15 protein-coding genes and 1 riboswitch are annotated in these 15184 nt (G+C 37.9%); of the genes, 9 read left to right on the top strand and 6 right to left on the bottom strand.

Annotated elements, in window-relative coordinates; translation table 11 throughout:
* Positions 1–229: 229 nt before the first annotated feature.
* Positions 230–439: riboswitch (cobalamin riboswitch) on the bottom strand.
* A gap of 451 nt (positions 440–890) precedes the next feature.
* Positions 891–1808 (top strand): PfkB family carbohydrate kinase, encoded by a 918-nt coding sequence (locus BUC12_RS14370; RefSeq protein WP_062180959.1) that lies wholly within the window; start codon positions 891–893, stop codon positions 1806–1808.
* A gap of 85 nt (positions 1809–1893) precedes the next feature.
* Here BUC12_RS14370 and BUC12_RS14365 read toward each other — a convergent pair whose 3' ends face one another.
* Positions 1894–2316 (bottom strand): helix-turn-helix domain-containing protein, encoded by a 423-nt coding sequence (locus tag BUC12_RS14365; protein WP_062180962.1) that lies wholly within the window; start codon positions 2314–2316, stop codon positions 1894–1896.
* A 454-nt stretch (positions 2317–2770) separates the two neighbouring features.
* Positions 2771–3955, bottom strand: coding sequence for an MFS transporter (locus tag BUC12_RS14360; protein ID WP_175552635.1), 1185 nt, complete (start codon positions 3953–3955; stop codon positions 2771–2773).
* 1309 nt (positions 3956–5264) lie between these two features.
* Here BUC12_RS14360 and BUC12_RS14355 point away from each other — a divergent pair.
* Positions 5265–6134 (top strand): cation diffusion facilitator family transporter, encoded by an 870-nt coding sequence (locus BUC12_RS14355; protein WP_062180969.1) that lies wholly within the window; start codon positions 5265–5267, stop codon positions 6132–6134.
* Positions 6135–6191: 57 nt separating this feature from the next.
* On the opposite strand, the gene BUC12_RS14350 is transcribed toward BUC12_RS14355, so the two are convergent.
* Entirely contained in the window at positions 6192–6992 is an 801-nt protein-coding gene (locus BUC12_RS14350; protein ID WP_062180972.1) for a hypothetical protein, read from the bottom strand.
* A gap of 148 nt (positions 6993–7140) precedes the next feature.
* Between BUC12_RS14350 and cobS the strand changes: the two genes are divergently transcribed.
* From cobS to BUC12_RS19890, 4 genes are read left to right on the top strand one after another with little or no spacing between them, the layout of a single operon-like run.
* Positions 7141–7902 carry an adenosylcobinamide-GDP ribazoletransferase gene (gene cobS, locus BUC12_RS14345; protein WP_062181005.1) on the top strand — a complete coding sequence of 254 codons (762 nt, stop codon included), beginning with the start codon at positions 7141–7143 and terminating at the stop codon, positions 7900–7902.
* A gap of 34 nt (positions 7903–7936) precedes the next feature.
* Entirely contained in the window at positions 7937–8467 is a 531-nt protein-coding gene (gene cobC, locus BUC12_RS14340; RefSeq protein ID WP_062180975.1) for an alpha-ribazole phosphatase, read from the top strand.
* Between the two features lie 39 nt (positions 8468–8506).
* On the top strand, positions 8507–9082 hold the full coding sequence (locus tag BUC12_RS14335) for a rhomboid family intramembrane serine protease (protein ID WP_062180978.1): 576 nt from the start codon (positions 8507–8509) through the stop codon (positions 9080–9082).
* Positions 9083–9097: 15 nt separating this feature from the next.
* Complete coding sequence (locus BUC12_RS19890) at positions 9098–9559, top strand: hypothetical protein (RefSeq protein ID WP_074877042.1); 462 nt, start codon at positions 9098–9100, stop codon at positions 9557–9559.
* Here BUC12_RS19890 and BUC12_RS14325 read toward each other — a convergent pair.
* On the bottom strand, positions 9525–10574 hold the full coding sequence (locus BUC12_RS14325; RefSeq protein WP_062180981.1) for a DKNYY domain-containing protein: 1050 nt from the start codon (positions 10572–10574) through the stop codon (positions 9525–9527). The genes BUC12_RS19890 and BUC12_RS14325 overlap by 35 nt on opposite strands.
* Positions 10575–10801: 227 nt before the next feature.
* Between BUC12_RS14325 and BUC12_RS14320 the strand changes: the two genes are divergently transcribed.
* The 3 genes from BUC12_RS14320 (at position 10802) to BUC12_RS14310 (ending at position 13851) form a co-directional block, all read left to right on the top strand.
* Complete coding sequence (locus BUC12_RS14320; RefSeq protein ID WP_244893475.1) at positions 10802–11926, top strand: phage portal family protein; 1125 nt, start codon at positions 10802–10804, stop codon at positions 11924–11926.
* A gap of 14 nt (positions 11927–11940) precedes the next feature.
* Positions 11941–12471, top strand: a complete 531-nt coding sequence (locus tag BUC12_RS14315) for a DUF6712 family protein (protein ID WP_062180987.1) — start codon at positions 11941–11943, stop codon at positions 12469–12471.
* 138 nt (positions 12472–12609) lie between these two features.
* Positions 12610–13851 carry an MFS transporter gene (locus tag BUC12_RS14310; protein ID WP_062180990.1) on the top strand — a complete coding sequence of 414 codons (1242 nt, stop codon included), beginning with the start codon at positions 12610–12612 and terminating at the stop codon, positions 13849–13851.
* Between the two features lie 6 nt (positions 13852–13857).
* Here the strand turns inward: BUC12_RS14310 and BUC12_RS14305 are convergent, their stop codons facing one another.
* Together BUC12_RS14305 and BUC12_RS14300 are read right to left on the bottom strand one after the other, a co-directional pair.
* The gene (locus BUC12_RS14305; protein WP_062180993.1) at positions 13858–14514 is read right to left on the bottom strand and encodes a suppressor of fused domain protein; all 657 of its coding nucleotides are present in this window, start codon (positions 14512–14514) and stop codon (positions 13858–13860) included.
* 81 nt (positions 14515–14595) lie between these two features.
* On the bottom strand, positions 14596–15129 hold the full coding sequence (locus BUC12_RS14300) for a DJ-1/PfpI family protein (protein ID WP_073357327.1): 534 nt from the start codon (positions 15127–15129) through the stop codon (positions 14596–14598).
* Positions 15130–15184: the final 55 nt, after the last annotated feature.

Here is a 15184-nt window from a genome sequence, read left to right as displayed (position 1 = left end):
AAAACACTATGTTGGAATATTTCTTAGCTGTATATCCCTTCACATTTAGTCAAATAAAAGTAATATCTATAGAAAAATAAACCTCATTACTGAAAAAGGTTTCGGGACAGCGATATTTATGAAGATGAGAACAGACCGATTGTGAGGTTGCTTCACAATTCGTACAAATCAAAATATGTTACTGATAATCTGTATATCCGACGTCTTCAGCTTTATTTCCCGAAAGCTTTGTACTTCTATTTATATGGCAGGTCTTCTGACTTTTCTCTATCCTTCGGACGTCCTTCCCGTTTCATGTTTTGGTAAACAGTGGAATTAAGTAGTGTCCGGGGACTTGTATAGAGATTACAGCAGCGGGTCTGTTCAGGACTTTCACCTGATTCCCTTTTCAGTAAATTTGCCGGATGACAAATTCACCACCATAACTAGTTGCAAATATAGTCAAAAAAACGAGAGCACGTTTCTATAATGGAAGAATGTATAAAAAAATTCCCTGACAATCGCAGCCAAGGAATTTTAGATATTGTAGAAACTATGTACTACTATTATGGAGAATGAATTGAAAATGTTTTCTAAATATTATTAACTGACATAGGTAGCCGCTGTATATTCACAACTCGGTCATCGATGTCGGTTTGTATTACAAAAAAATGTTTTGTGAAATAAAAATTCGTGCTTATTTATATCAATAACTTATATTGGGCATAAATTGTTCATGTTAAAAGTAAGTTTAAAGTGATTTATTTTCTATTGTGTTGATATCTAGATGATAGTAATTTGTTAAAGTATTCATCTCCGGTGTCATTAAAAAATAAAGGATGCTTTGATAACCGGTTTTTGCCCGATTGAATGTATCTTTGTAGCTATTTTGAATATTTGAATAATCAATAATGCATAATTACGAAATTTGTTGTGTCGGGCACTTAACCCTTGATAAGGTAGTTACTCCAAAAGAAACCGTTTATATGTCGGGTGGGGCATCATTTTACTTTTCGCATGCCGTCAGTAAACTCAACTCTGATTACATTCTGGTAACCGGTTTAGCCGAATCGGAACTGAAAGCAGTAGAAATTCTGCGAGCTAAAGGGATAAAAGTAGAAGTAATGCTTTGTCAAAATAGTGTTTACTTCGAAAATACATATGGAGAAAATCAGGATAATCGTACCCAACGTGTTTTGGCCAAAGCAGATCCTTTTATAATAGAAGCGATGGGCAATATACATGCCAGTTATTTTCATGTAGGGGCTTTGCTGGCAGACGATTTCTCGAATGAGTTTGTCGAAGAACTTTCTAAGAGAGGAAAGATTTCGATCGATTGTCAAGGCTACCTCCGCGAAGTGCGTGGCGATAAAGTTTTTCCTGTCGATTGGGCTGATAAACTCGAAGTGTTGAAATACGTAGATGTGCTGAAAGCTAATGAACTGGAGATGAAAGTTCTTACCGGAACAACCGATGTGTATAAAGCAGCACGTTTGCTCAATAGTTGGGGAGTGAAAGAAGTATTACTCACCTTGGGTAGTATGGGATCGGTAATTTATGATGGGCAGACTTTCACTATGATTCCGGCTTACCAAGCCAATGTTGTAGATGCTACAGGTTGTGGTGATACATATATGGCAGGTTATCTTTATAAGAGGGCGAAGGGTGCTAGCATGGAAGATGCTGCTAAGTTTGCCGCTGCTATGGCAACGATAAAAATCGAAGCTTTCGGTCCTTTTACGGGAACGGAAGAAGATGTACTTGCTGCGATGAACAGTCGTGCAGCAAAAATTCCGACCGACGAAATATTGGCATCGCTTGTTATTTAATCAAGCGCCGTGTATCAAATAAAAAAGGATTGAGCCCGATATTGACAAATATCACGGTTCAATCCTTTTTCTATAGCGATGTACCTTATTTCTTTTCTCGGTTTTCGTAATAGGCAAGTTTTCTTTCCAGCTCCAATATTCTTTCATACAGCTCGGTTACTTTTTCCAAAGGGTTTATTGTTCTGTTATCCACTGTCTGGTTATAACGATGATTACCGATGGAGGAAGATTCTCCGCTGAAAGTATTGTTAGAGAATATATAATTTACCGTAGACTCACTGTCGAAATTCCGGATAAACTCAACAGACACACCTAACCCCTCAGCTATTTTAGCCAAATCTTTCGTCGGTATTTCTTTCATCTTTTCTAACTTGCTGAGTTTAGGAGCCTGCATGTCTATCTTTATAGCAAGGTCAGCCTGGCTTATACCAACTATGCCTCTAATCCTTCTCACCGATTTACCATCATGTCCATGATGAGCAGCTTCCGTTATATTGTCTATTTCCATATTTCGAAGATAAATTTATTCTAGGTTAGATACTTAAAAAAATGATATAAGCATAAACATTTTTAGGGCTAAATAAGTTTCTTGACTCAATATGGAAATAAAATTACAAAAAACTGCGGTTTTAGGTGCAGGAAAGAAAGTTAATTTCCTTTTGTTGGGGTAAGTTGCTGAAATATAGATTAATGAAATAAACGAAAATAATAATTTTATTTCCTGCAACCGTATTTACTTTTGTCTTAGTTAAAACAACGGACGGTAATTAATAATAATTTGGTTAAAGTGATATCATCCGATAAATAATAAAAGGACAATCCGGTTTGTAAGTAAGTTTTTTTCACCTCTTTACTCTACAAATTATAACCGTGATGGCAGGATTTGTCTATAACCGACATACGGGGAAACTTGCTTCGCTACCATTTTATTTCGAAGATACTTGTTTCCTCGTATGTTCATTTTATTTCTTCTCGGGGCTCATCGCATTAGTGAATGTAGTCATCACAACAATAAGAGCACCTACGACCCCGATTACCATATAAGCATATTTCATATCCTTCAGGTGGGAGATGTATCCGATCAATAACGGAGCTATGAGCGATCCGATAAAACTGATCGTAGATAAAATGGTTAATGCTATGCTCGTCTTTGTTTTAGATTTTTCACCTACCACACTGTATATCGTTGGAACTATGCAAGAGATACCGAGACCGACCAGCATAAAACCGATGGAGCAGGGGATAACACTGGGAAAAAGCCCTGCGATAAACATGCCCGCAAATATAAAACTACCGGCAATCTGTATTGTTATTTTCTTCCCGAAACGGTTATATGCAAAATTAGTAAGGAATCGTCCGGTTGTCATCATAACCATAAATACAAGAAATCCGATCTGTAGTGTTGGCGGAGCATGTACAATAGATTCGAAATACAATCCTCCCCAATCGAACATCGCACTTTCCACTATCAGGGCAAATAATCCGATAAGTCCGAGTTGGAGTAAAACCATTTCCGGCATTCTGAATTTTTTCTCTTTTTCACCTCTGGGCACTTCTTCAATATTTTCTTTACTTTCAGTTATGGTATCATCTTGCAGATACTTTCTGTTGATTAACCAGACAATTAGCATAAAGATAAGTACTGCTGTAAAATGATATGTTTGGAAGATATGCAGATTAATCATGACGAATCCGATTAATGCACCGAAGCATGCAGCCAGACTCCATGTTCCGTGGAAGGATGCCATTATAGTGCGTCCAAAAAGTTTCTCAATACCTATTCCTTGCGTATTCAACGATATGTCGGTGAGATTCCAAAATATGCCGAATAAAACTAAACTTGCTCCTAATATATAAATGTTAGCACTCAGTCCGATTAGGAATAAAGCGGTTCCATATCCTATAATGCTTATTTGTACCATAATACGGCTGCCAAATTTCGAAACTGTATATCCGGCTAATGGGATAGCAGCAAATTTTCCGACCGGGATGAGAAATAAGATTAAGCCCCAGATTCGGGTATCGCTAACTCCCAGATAGTCTTTGATGTCCGGTATACGGCTGGCCCAGCTTGCAAAGCAAAGCCCTTGGAGAAGATAAAAAGCGAGTACTCCTATTCTGATTCTTTCTTTGGAGTAGTTATTCAGACTGTTTTCCATTATTTCTTTTGTATTTCATAAACAGGCACAAAAGTACGAAAGATGTATCGATATTTGATGATAAATTACTTATTTGCTTCTTGTTTAGGCTATATTTTGATAATTAGTCTATTATGGTTTGTATTCTACTTTTATATATGTATGTATTTAGTATTCTGAGGTGATGATTGATTGCTTGTTTTGTTTGTATATATGGTATAGATATATATGCGTGTTGATATATGTTTATTATAAATTATTTCCATGTTTAACTTTTTGTAATATTTTGATAATTAGTTATTTGCTGTCTTAATTCTATTAAAGCAGAGTATTGTTTTTACGTGAAAACCTAATTGTATATAATAGTAGGGTATTATGGTTTTGATATTGTTCTTGAATTTGGTTCTTTTATTTGCCTGAAGTATGGCTACTCTATATACTTCATTGGTGCTGTTGTTGCTTATTTGGTAATAACTTGAATATCAGATTTGTTATTATAATTCTTTTTGGAGATAAATTATACAGATATGTTTACCTCTTTCATCTCCATGTTTTAATACTGTTTGATTAAAAGTTTGGTTATTAATATTTTATGGTTATTTGTCTTGTCGGCTTTAACTTGTTTAATTGAGGGTTGAGAGTCCTGTTTTTTTGATTAATATTCCTACCTGACCTCTTTTATCAAAATCTCAGGCAGTTTAGTTTTGGTATAAATTGTCGAAAGTTCACTTGAAATGGCTTGTTATCAATGGTTATCATTCCCAAACAGTGATTTTTATGAAATTACTATTATTAATCTATTTCGGATTATCATTAGCTAAAGTTTTGTAGTACAGGTATTTATTGCTATATTTGTAATCCTCTATCAACTACATACAGTGAGTTCATTCTTTCTATTTTAGACCAATCAAGTTAATTTTAGTGATCTGATTACGTAGGGTTTATCTTGCGTTTCGTTATTATAGTGTTCTATTTTTATGGTTTGTCTTGTCGGATAGTTATACTTGCGATACTTTCGGTCAATTAATAATATTTATACAACAAAATAGTACTATTCATGCAACGAATCGTTCTATTTTGCATCTTCAGTACATATGCTTTTTCAAACACACTAACAACTATTTATTCAAAGCATTGTTTGTCATTATTGTAAGGTTCTGTCAAGACTTTTGTATAGTAAGACATGCTAAAATTAAAGCCGGGAAGCGAATCGTATTGATTATTGCTTTCCGGTTTTTTCTTTCATGATGTTGTTATATTTTCTATTCATTATACAATTAAAAATGTATCTTTGTTGAATATTCATGGTGAATATTTGATGACAAAAGAAAAGACAGCCATAAAGGCTACATACTTCAGTATTGCCGGTAATTCGGCTCTGGCATTAATAAAGTGGTTAGCTGGTTATTTTGGTAACTCATATGCTCTGATAGCCGATGCTATAGAATCAACAGCTGATATTTTCTCCTCTCTTTTAGTTTTATTGGGAATCCGTTATGCAAATAAACCTGCGGATAAGAATCACCCTTATGGTCATGGACGCATAGAACCACTGGTTACATTTGTTGTTGTAGGTTTCTTAATCGTGTCTGCTACCATTATAGCTTATGAGAGTATTGACAATATCCGTACGCCGCATGCTGTTCCGAAGCCATTTACCTTATATATTCTGGGTGCGATCATTATTTGGAAAGAAATTTCTTATCAATTGGTTATCCGAAAAGCTAAACTGACGCAGAGTACCGCCCTGAGAGCTGATGCCTGGCATCATCGGAGCGATGCTATTACATCAGTGGCAGCTTTTATAGGTATATCGGTTGCTTTAATAATGGGAGAGGGATATGAGGCTGCTGACGACTGGGCAGCGTTGTTCGCATCTTTCATTATTTTATACAATAGTTATCGTATTCTGAAACCTGCACTGGGCGAAATCATGGACAAAGATATGTATGATGAGATGGAAACCAATGTTTGTACATTTGCGAAGACTATTGATGGTGTTTTAGATACAGATAAATGCCGTGTAAGGAAAACAGGTATGACCTACTACGTTGATCTGCATATTATCGTTGATAAGAATGTAACGGTAAAAGAGGGTCATGATATTGCCCATAGGCTTAAAGATAGTATTAAAGAGGCGATGCCTGAAATAGCAGATATATTGATACATGTAGAACCTTCGTGGTGATCCTGTGTTCTATTTGTCTATAGTTTTGTTTATTTTTGTAATTATGCACTAATAGAATTAGTGTTCTCCACTACTGTTCAGAGCCCAGATAGCAATATTGCCTATGACTGTTGCTGTTACGCCTGCTACCTTTAAAGTTCCTTCTCCTATTTTCTTTAATCTCTTTTCCTTTTTGTGCTTTACAAGGAAAATATCACCCTGCCCGTTCTGAAAAGAATCAGGTTTTGTAGATTTTTTACCTTTGATTAGTTCTGATATGTAAAAATCCGATTCATAGATTAAAGGATCTGATATATATGATGATTCTTCATATATAGACAAGTATGTTTTCATAAAGAGAGGGCTGTCTGCTTCGGTATATTGTAAACTGTTTAGAAGCCTGTTTTCCCCATTGCTGTCTGCTTCGGTTTCCCGCTTTACAAATTGCTCATCTGGTATCTGATGGAAGTTGAAGTTAGCTAATTCCATAACTTTCTGTTCGTATCTGGAATAGGGACGGATATAACTCAGCCCGTCAGGATTGTTCATATACAGATTGAAATTGATAAGATCATCTTGATCATATTCAGAGTCAAAGTTTGGTGCGAAAGGAGAAGGAGTATCATCTATGACAACGCCTGATCTTCGCCAATCGATATATATAGGGATAGACATTTTATTTACTACACAGATTGTTATAGGTGCATTTTCTCCATAAAAACTGTATAATACATCTATGCTGTCTCCTTCTTGTACAAAGCGGCCATATTCGTCTTTATATGTGTAAGGATCATTTGTATTTATTGTTGAGTAGAAATAAGTCGCAGAACAGGATGTGAAGAGGGTAAGTATCGTGATTATTATAGTCAGTGTTTTCATATTAACTAGGTATAGCTTCTAAAATTATACAATAGTACGTTTTTTCAGTTGTTTATACAAATTTAGGAACGTCTGATTTTCTAGTGATTGTCTGTGGATAAACGGCTTAATGTTGTATCTTTGTTACAAAGATTTCGATATAATTCTTATGAATAATCTTGCAGCTGCCCTTATTTTCTTTACACGCATACCGTTTTGGCGGATATTTAAAGTTCCGGATGAGAATTTTAAGCAAGTTATCAACTATTGGGCTGTCGTAGGATGGCTTACGGCTCCTGTTATGGCCGGTGTCTTATGGTTTGCAGCATTGGTGATGCCTTTTGGTGTGGCATGTGTGTTAGCTATTATAAGCCGTTTGCTTATTACCGGAGCTCTACATGAAGATGGATTAGCTGACTTTTTTGACGGATTTGGGGGTGGATCTTCCAAAGAGCGTATTCTCGCTATTATGAAGGATTCTCATATTGGTACTTATGGCGTTCTAGGCTTGATTTCTTATTATCTCTTGCTGTTTCAGACGCTGTCTTTAATTCCTGTGTACTGGTCTTGTATAGGAATATTGGTGGCGGACCCGTTGTGTAAATTTATAGGGTCATTAATAACCTTGCGATTGCCTTATGCACGTAATGAAGAATCGAGTAAGGCTAAGGTCGTTTATAATAAAATGGCTGTTTATCCATTTCTTGTTTCGGCTGTTTTTGGTCTTCTTCCTTTAGTTCTTTTGTTGCCATATATAGTCTGGACTGTTGCTGTATTGCCTGTTTTGGTATTCTTTGGTTTAACGTGGCTGATGAGAAATAAAATAGGGGGTTATACTGGAGATTGTTGTGGGGCATTATTCCTTCTTTGTGAACTTTCGTTTTATTTAGGCTATACTATTGTAGTCTATAATTCTGGAGTTGATATTTGATTTTTCTAATTAATTATTATTGTATGATATAATTATGGAATTGTTTTTCGTGAGACATACTTCTGTAAATGTTCCTAAAGGTATTTGCTATGGTCAATCTAATGTGCCTGTGTGTGAGACTTTTGAAGAAGAAGCAGAGGCCGTTAAGCTAATGCTTGCAGGCGTCCAGTTTGAAGCTGTTTACTCCAGTCCATTGAGCCGTTGCAGAAAATTGGCGAGGTATTGTGGGTTTGAAGATCGTATGGTTCTGTCCGACCGTTTAAAAGAAATGTATTTCGGCGAATGGGAAATGAAGGAATGGCATAATATTGATGATGGTAAAATATCCCTTTGGTACGAAGATTGGATCAATCATCCGGCAGAAGGAGGTGAGTCTTTCCGTATGCTTTATGGTAGGGTAGCTTCTTTTATAGACGAAATTAAAGTTGCGGATTTCTCTAATGTCCTTATCTTTGCTCATGGTGGGGTAATTAATTGTGCTAGAGTATATGCAGGGATTACAACCTTCGATAAAGCTTTTGATTCAACTCCTGCATACGGGGAAATTGTCCGTATAAAGATTTAAGGACTATATATTTAACAACACTCAAAGATACCGTTTACTATGGATCGTTATAAGAAGAACAGTATACTGCAGGCAGCTAAGTATTCTTTTATTTTTGTCGTGATTTTCTGGATAATAGAGGCAGTGCAGTACGTAGGGATTGACCTGAGTACATGGGGAATTTTGCCCCGTTCTGTGAATGGGCTGGTAGGTATACTTACTTCTCCCTTTATTCATGGCGATTGGGAACACTTGATAGCTAATACATTACCCTTTTTTGTGTTGAGTACCATATTGCTTTCGTTTTATAAACGTAATGCGTCTATGTATTTTATCTTATTATGGATTACAACTGGTATTCTTACCTGGATTATCGGCCGTGGTGCATGGCATATAGGGGCAAGTGGGGTTATCTATGCACTTGCTTCGTTTCTGGTATTTGGAGGTATTGCAAGCCGTAATTGGAAATTGATATTGCTATCTATAATAGTAGCTTTTATGTACTCCGGTCTGGTTTGGGGTGTATTTCCTCAAGATACGCGTATTTCGTGGGAAGGCCATTTGTCGGGGGCTATAAGTGGACTTATTTGGGCATATCTTTGCCGCAAAAGCCTTCGTGTAAAATCTAATTTTTAATCATTTTCGTTCATTATGAGCAAGTATACAGTGCTTCTGGTCTGTATTCTCCTTAACCTGATAGTTGGAAATTCGATTCTGTTTTTTGGAACTGATTCTCCCAACTATTATCTTATGGTGGGTATGTCGGTGGCGTGTATTTCTGGATATTGCGTGCTTTATTGCGCTTTTCCGATAGAGAAAATGCCGGTTCCGGTGTTATTGTTATTATCTGTTCTTACCTGTATCGTTATAGAATTGCTCGGATGCTTTATTGCCTCCTCCCTTACATCTCTGGAGCAAGCTAGAATAATCTCTTTAGGAGATATCTTTATAAACAATATTGTTGGGTTGGTGCTAGGTATACTAGGGAACATTTTAATGTTTCCGGTAACTATTGTATTAGGAGTGGCTAATTTTGGCTTGCTTCTTTTTTATGTGCGTGGAGTGAAAAAATCAACGGTTAATCTTTCTTGTCAGGATCCTTTCCGTAATTGAAATCTGGCGGATAGCGTCCCCATTTATCAGAGACAAATTTTTCGGAGCTATAACCTTGCAAAATCTTTCCTCTGGTATAAACATGTTTCTTATCTTTTGCGTATCGGTCATCCAGAATGGCAAAGGTCTTAGGGTCTGATCCGTAAATGGGGATATTCTTGTAATACACCTGATTTTTATCTTTACAGTAGGGGAATGACACTATCTCGAAACTGACAGCATCCACATTATTGTCGGTAATCTGCAATCCAGTAACATAAACTACGCTGTCTACGCTGAAAGTATTGTACTCGTTGTCGTAAAAACGTAAGGATTCGATGTCTTTGTACGGAATTATAGTAGCGGCACTGTCACAATTGGCTATATAAACTATCTGTTCTTCATCATAAACCATTTTTTCGTTAGCGACAGTCAGTTCTCCCTTGTAGGATAGGGCTGATATTTTCCCATCCTTCTCATAAAACACATACCGGTTGTCGTGAGGCAGATATGGCGAATCGAATTTCATTGTACTTACGTTGGCGTTTGTTTTTTCGTGGTCGAAAAAGTAATGGTATCTGTCTTTATACCATTTTTTACAGCTGATGGGCAAGTCTACCCGTTCGTATGTTTTCGGGTCTGCATATTTTATTACAACCAGATGGTCTGTTTCCGTTTTGGGGAGATAAACATGCCTGCGGTCTTTCGGCAGTTCGTTAATCGAATCCCAGTAGAACGACTTCCTGTCGACGTTCATTACTATTTTGTAGGTATAAAATATACGCTTCTTGTCTTTTGCAAATTCGGAGCTCAAGACTTCGAATGTAGCTGCATCGGCTGGTAATTCTATATATTGTTGCCTCCATAGGCTTTCTAACGAGGTTGAAGGGATAACATCATACAGAATTTTGCTACGGTCGACAGAATAGAAGTAATGGGTGGATTTATATCCGTCGACAGCTTTTTCTTTCCTGCACGAAATTAACGAAAAGGACAACAAAATAAGTAGGGAAAATGTAAGCCGTGCGAGGATCATAATAACAAAAAGTATAACCTATAATAAAATTTGTTAAGCTACTGAAATCAGACTGTTAAGTTAATGATTTTCGGGATAAAATACATTAGTTCGGTGGAAAAATGTAAAAATATTCCTTTCAGACTGAATTTTGATATCCTTTAGCCTCTTTGCCCGGAATTTATCTATATAGAAAACGAAAATCTATATTGGAAATGAAACAAAAACGTCAAACACAAACTCGACCGATGAAATATTCGGTTATAAATCTGGCTTCGCAGGTTCCGTCTTATCCGCAATTTACCCGCAATAGCAGAGGATGGATTAATTATGGAGAAGGAAATAACCTGCCTCAGCGGATTATTGATTTAAATAATGAATCGGCTGTAAACAAGTCTATTATCGAAAATAAGGTTACTTATATATGTGGAGCCGGAATAGATGATACCAACTATTGCGGACAGCCTAATACTCAGGAAGATTGGGATAGCCTTATCGAGAAACTGGCAAAAGACTATGTGACTTTCGGAGGATTTTGTTTTCAGGTAATTGTAAATAAGAACGGGGCGAGTACCAGCCTTTATCATACCGATTTTAGTAAAGTACGAGTAGGGGATACAAATAGCTATGGGGAGCCTCTTGGCTTTTATCTTTCCAACGACTGGAGAAAAACCGCAGGACAGTATGCTCCTACCGGAATAAAGGCTTATGGAGCGGAAGACCTTCAGTCTGGAGTTCCTTATCTGTATTACTACAAGGATTATGAGCCCGGACTCGATTATTATCCTATACCGCATTATTATTCTGCATTTAATTATATTGAGGCCGATGGGCTGTTAGGACGCTTTTACCGGAATTCGATCAATAATGGATTTGCTCCATCCGTGATTATAACTATACCAAGTAATCCTGCCGATGAAGCCAAAGACCAGTTTAACAGGGATATGCAGGCTTCTTTTGCCGGAACGAACGGTGCTAACTCCATTGTGATATTGTATGGCGAAAGTCAGGATATAAAGCCCGAGGTAACTCCTTTTACAGCCAGTGGCAATGCCGACCTGTATAATAACGTGAATGATGTTATTTTTCAGAAGATCATTTCGGCGCATCGCCTCTCGTCTCCTACTTTAGCCGGATTGTCGGGATCGGGTAACTTAAGCGGAAATGCGGGCGAGATTATAAATTCGTTTATACTCTACAACTTTACCGTTATTCACAAACTGCGTCGTAAGCTACTCGATATACTGAATGTATTCTCTATAAATAATGGCTACGGAGCTTTAAGGATAAAAGAGCTGGAAGTAATTAAACGCATCAAGGAATACGAAACCGGAGAATCTCCGTCCGAAACAAAGCAATCCGAAAATATTTAATAAAATACCTGACTATGTACACACCTATTGCATTAATAAACGAAGAATTATTTAAATTACATTCGCCTGTTACGGGTAATACCGATCTTACAGAATTTATGCCTTATATCTCTATTGCTCAGGAGTTATATCTTGCTCCAGTACTTGGAGAATCGTTGATGACTGAGTTGAAAGACCAAATAAATCTGAACACGCTTTCGGTAAAAAATAGCGACCTGATAATAAAGATTGCTCCTGCACTTGCGTTTTTTGCTGTTTATCAGGGGTTGCCTTTTCACTGGGCAAGTATTGTAAACAAAGGAATTACGATTCGCGAGAGCGAGAATAGCAAGGGGATAAATATCAACGATGTGGCTCAGTTGCGAAGATGGATTCGCGACGATGCCGGAATCTTTATAAAACTGTTAGTCGAATACCTTTGCTCGTCGAGGGAATATTATCCCATGTGGAAGCCTGCACCCGATTGCGATTGCCGGAGTATTCTTACAGAAGGTTCTGCTGTAAAGCGGTTCGATAGCGGATTTTATTTTCCCCGGAACAAATAACAAAACATCTTATTGTTTTTAAAATGATTGCCTGATTAACAATGTTTATCAGGCAATTGTTATATCCTTTAGTTATATGTGTATAGTATCTGTTTGCAATAAAAGTAGTACCTTTGTAGCCCTTTTTTAGGTGGATGTATGGATAATTGGAAAAAGACGTTTGCAATCATATGGTCAGGTCAGTTCTTTTCGACCTTAACAAGTTCTGTAGTAGGGTATGCCGTAGTATTTTGGTTGAGTTTACACACTAAGTCGGCCACAGTGTTGGCTTATGCGATGATGGCCTCATTGCTGCCCCAACTTGTATTGGGATTGTTTTCGGGTGTGTTTGTCGATCGTTGGAACCGTAAGCTGACCATGATACTGGCTGATACTTTTATTGCTGTATGTACAGCCGTATTAGGATTGATGTTCTATATGGGTACGGTAGATGTCTGGCAAATATATATTCTGTTGGCTTTACGATCGGTAGGGAGCGCCTTTCATACTCCGGCCATGCAAGCCAGTATTCCGTTGCTTGCACCGGAAAGTGAACTTATGCGGATATCGGGAGTCAACCAGATGATCTATTCGGTAAGCAGTATTACCGGGCCGGCTATTGCGGCATTGCTTATCAGCCTGTTTGATATGACATACGTATTGATGCTCGATGTTATAGGTGCAGCTATTGCGTGTATTTCCTTGTTATTTGTATTTATACCGAACCCCGAGAGGAAGGAACATGATGAAGAACGGAATATACTGAAAGAAGTAAAAGTGGGCCTACATGCCATCTTCTCGCAACGGGGGCTTGCATGGCTGTTTCTTTGCGAAGTAATAGTTATGTTTTTTATAATACCTGTTTCGGCATTATTTCCTTTGTTCACAATCAATTATTTTCTGGGTGGTTCGTATGAGATGAGTGTCGTCGAAATAGCATGGGGAGTAGGGATGCTTATAGGTGGTGCATTAGTAGGCATCAAGCTGATGAAGCAGTTCAATAAAGTAGTGCTGATTGCGGTTACCTGTATTATAGTCGGGCTTACTTTTCTGTTCTCGGGAGCTTTACCTCCCACTGGTTTTATAACTTTTGCCGTACTGACCGGAATCGGGGGGATAGCTGTAGCTATATGGAGCAGTTCTTTTACTGTAATTTTACAGACTAAAATAGATCAGGCGGTATTAGGCCGTGCATTTTCCATTTACGACAGCCTTACGCTTGCCCCGTCTATACCGGGACTATTGGCGACAGGGGTTATTGCAGAAGTAATCGGGTTAAATAATGCTTTTATTTACTCGGGGCTGATAGTTTGTATAGTTGGAGCCGTCTTGTTCTTCATTCCCACAACAATGGCTATGGGTAAATCTACAATCGGGGTGGGGGAGAAAAAAGAGATCTGATAAAGCTTATCGCCTCATCAGATCTGTTATAAGTAAAGGATTATCTTTTCTTAATTCGTCAAGAAGTTTTTCAACTTCACCCGTTTTCGGGTTTTCTTTCAACCGTTCCAGTTCGTTAGCTGTAAGCCCTACCATTTGCAGGAAAGCAACTTCACCGTTGGGTGTTTGTATTGTGCCTAGCTCAGGATCGGGAGTAAAAGCTATGCCTACGATGCCGATATCTTTTTTCGATTCGAGCCTGATCGGTCCGTTTGCAGGAATAAAGTGATTTGGTTCGAACCATTTTCCACTCTCGAATACATAACGAGCCAGATTGTTCATCAAATTGATAGCCCAGATGGGATCTTCCTCATCCTCGTCAAAAGGTTTCAAGCGGAATGTAAATTCAAATCCCCATTTGCTGAATTCGGCTCCTGCGGCATCTTCATTGTAATACAATTCAGACATACCATAGCTTACAAAGTGGCGGTGAAACTCTTGTTTGTGCGAATCGTAGATACTCGTCCCGTCCAAAGGGTCTTGCCCTCCCAGTATGTAATGAAGCGGTGGCGCATAGTGCCGTGGCTTTTGGTCACCGTATATTTCTTCTACTTTTTGGTCGATAGCCAGCCAGCCTACAGCATCGTCTTCGTCGAACTTTTCTTTGTATTCTTTCTTGGTCATAATTAATAAGCAGATAAAATCTTATCAGGCAAAGATAGATTTTATCTGCTTTTATCCGCTATATCTATTGGTATTTATCCTTTATTTTAGAGCTTTTACAACCTCCGGTATCAATAGGTGGAGCGTATTTTCGGTTTGTGCTGTATAGAGGTTGCTATCTATAACAAACTCGCTATCAACAGGAGTTCCATTTGCTATTGCTGTTTGAGCATATGGATGCCCGGCTACCTTTTTGCCTTTGGTTACACCTGTTTTATCGAAAATAAGCCCTCCGGCACAATGTCCTATCAGAAGCTTACCTTGCTCGTTAAATGTATTGATTACGGCAAAAGCATCCTGCCAGAAGGCCTTGTCAATATTTTCTGCCAGCGATATTATGGCATCACCGCAGGCAAATACAAGGGCATCGTATGCCGCCTCATTCCCTTTCAGGTTATTTATAGTTTCGTCTAGGGTAATGGTTATGCCCGAATTGGTTTTGATTGTTGCCGACTCGGAAATGGCAAAAGTTTTATATTCTATCTTGTTTTCGAAAAACGCTTCCAGATATTCGAATAATCCCAGACCATTTACAGGTGCGCCCGTAAGGGTATATAATAAATATAGCTTTGGCAAGCTATTAGGTTCGCGTTCTTTGAAAAATAACCTATCATCACCCGGCTTATCCGTC

It is taken from the genome of Indolivaga macrotermitis (genome assembly GCF_900128985.1).
GTDB classification, from domain to species: Bacteria; Bacteroidota; Bacteroidia; order Bacteroidales; family Dysgonomonadaceae; genus Dysgonomonas_A; species Dysgonomonas_A macrotermitis.
This window is presented reverse-complemented; position numbering and strand designations above follow the sequence as displayed.

Bases quoted from the DNA above. Each gene is read 5' to 3' on its own strand.
- BUC12_RS14370 (WP_062180959.1), top strand. From the start codon at position 891: ATGCATAATTACGAAATTTGTTGTGTCGGGCACTTAACCCTTGATAAG.
- BUC12_RS14365 (WP_062180962.1), bottom strand. From the start codon at position 2,316: ATGGAAATAGACAATATAACGGAAGCTGCTCATCATGGACATGATGGT.
- BUC12_RS14355 (WP_062180969.1), top strand. From the start codon at position 5,265: ATGACAAAAGAAAAGACAGCCATAAAGGCTACATACTTCAGTATTGCC.
- BUC12_RS14350 (WP_062180972.1), bottom strand. From the start codon at position 6,992: ATGAAAACACTGACTATAATAATCACGATACTTACCCTCTTCACATCC.
- cobS (WP_062181005.1), top strand. From the start codon at position 7,141: ATGAATAATCTTGCAGCTGCCCTTATTTTCTTTACACGCATACCGTTT.
- cobC (WP_062180975.1), top strand. From the start codon at position 7,937: ATGGAATTGTTTTTCGTGAGACATACTTCTGTAAATGTTCCTAAAGGT.
- BUC12_RS14335 (WP_062180978.1), top strand. From the start codon at position 8,507: ATGGATCGTTATAAGAAGAACAGTATACTGCAGGCAGCTAAGTATTCT.
- BUC12_RS19890 (WP_074877042.1), top strand. From the start codon at position 9,098: ATGAGCAAGTATACAGTGCTTCTGGTCTGTATTCTCCTTAACCTGATA.
- BUC12_RS14325 (WP_062180981.1), bottom strand. From the start codon at position 10,574: ATGATCCTCGCACGGCTTACATTTTCCCTACTTATTTTGTTGTCCTTT.
- BUC12_RS14320 (WP_244893475.1), top strand. From the start codon at position 10,802: ATGAAATATTCGGTTATAAATCTGGCTTCGCAGGTTCCGTCTTATCCG.
- BUC12_RS14315 (WP_062180987.1), top strand. From the start codon at position 11,941: ATGTACACACCTATTGCATTAATAAACGAAGAATTATTTAAATTACAT.
- BUC12_RS14310 (WP_062180990.1), top strand. From the start codon at position 12,610: ATGGATAATTGGAAAAAGACGTTTGCAATCATATGGTCAGGTCAGTTC.
- BUC12_RS14305 (WP_062180993.1), bottom strand. From the start codon at position 14,514: ATGACCAAGAAAGAATACAAAGAAAAGTTCGACGAAGACGATGCTGTA.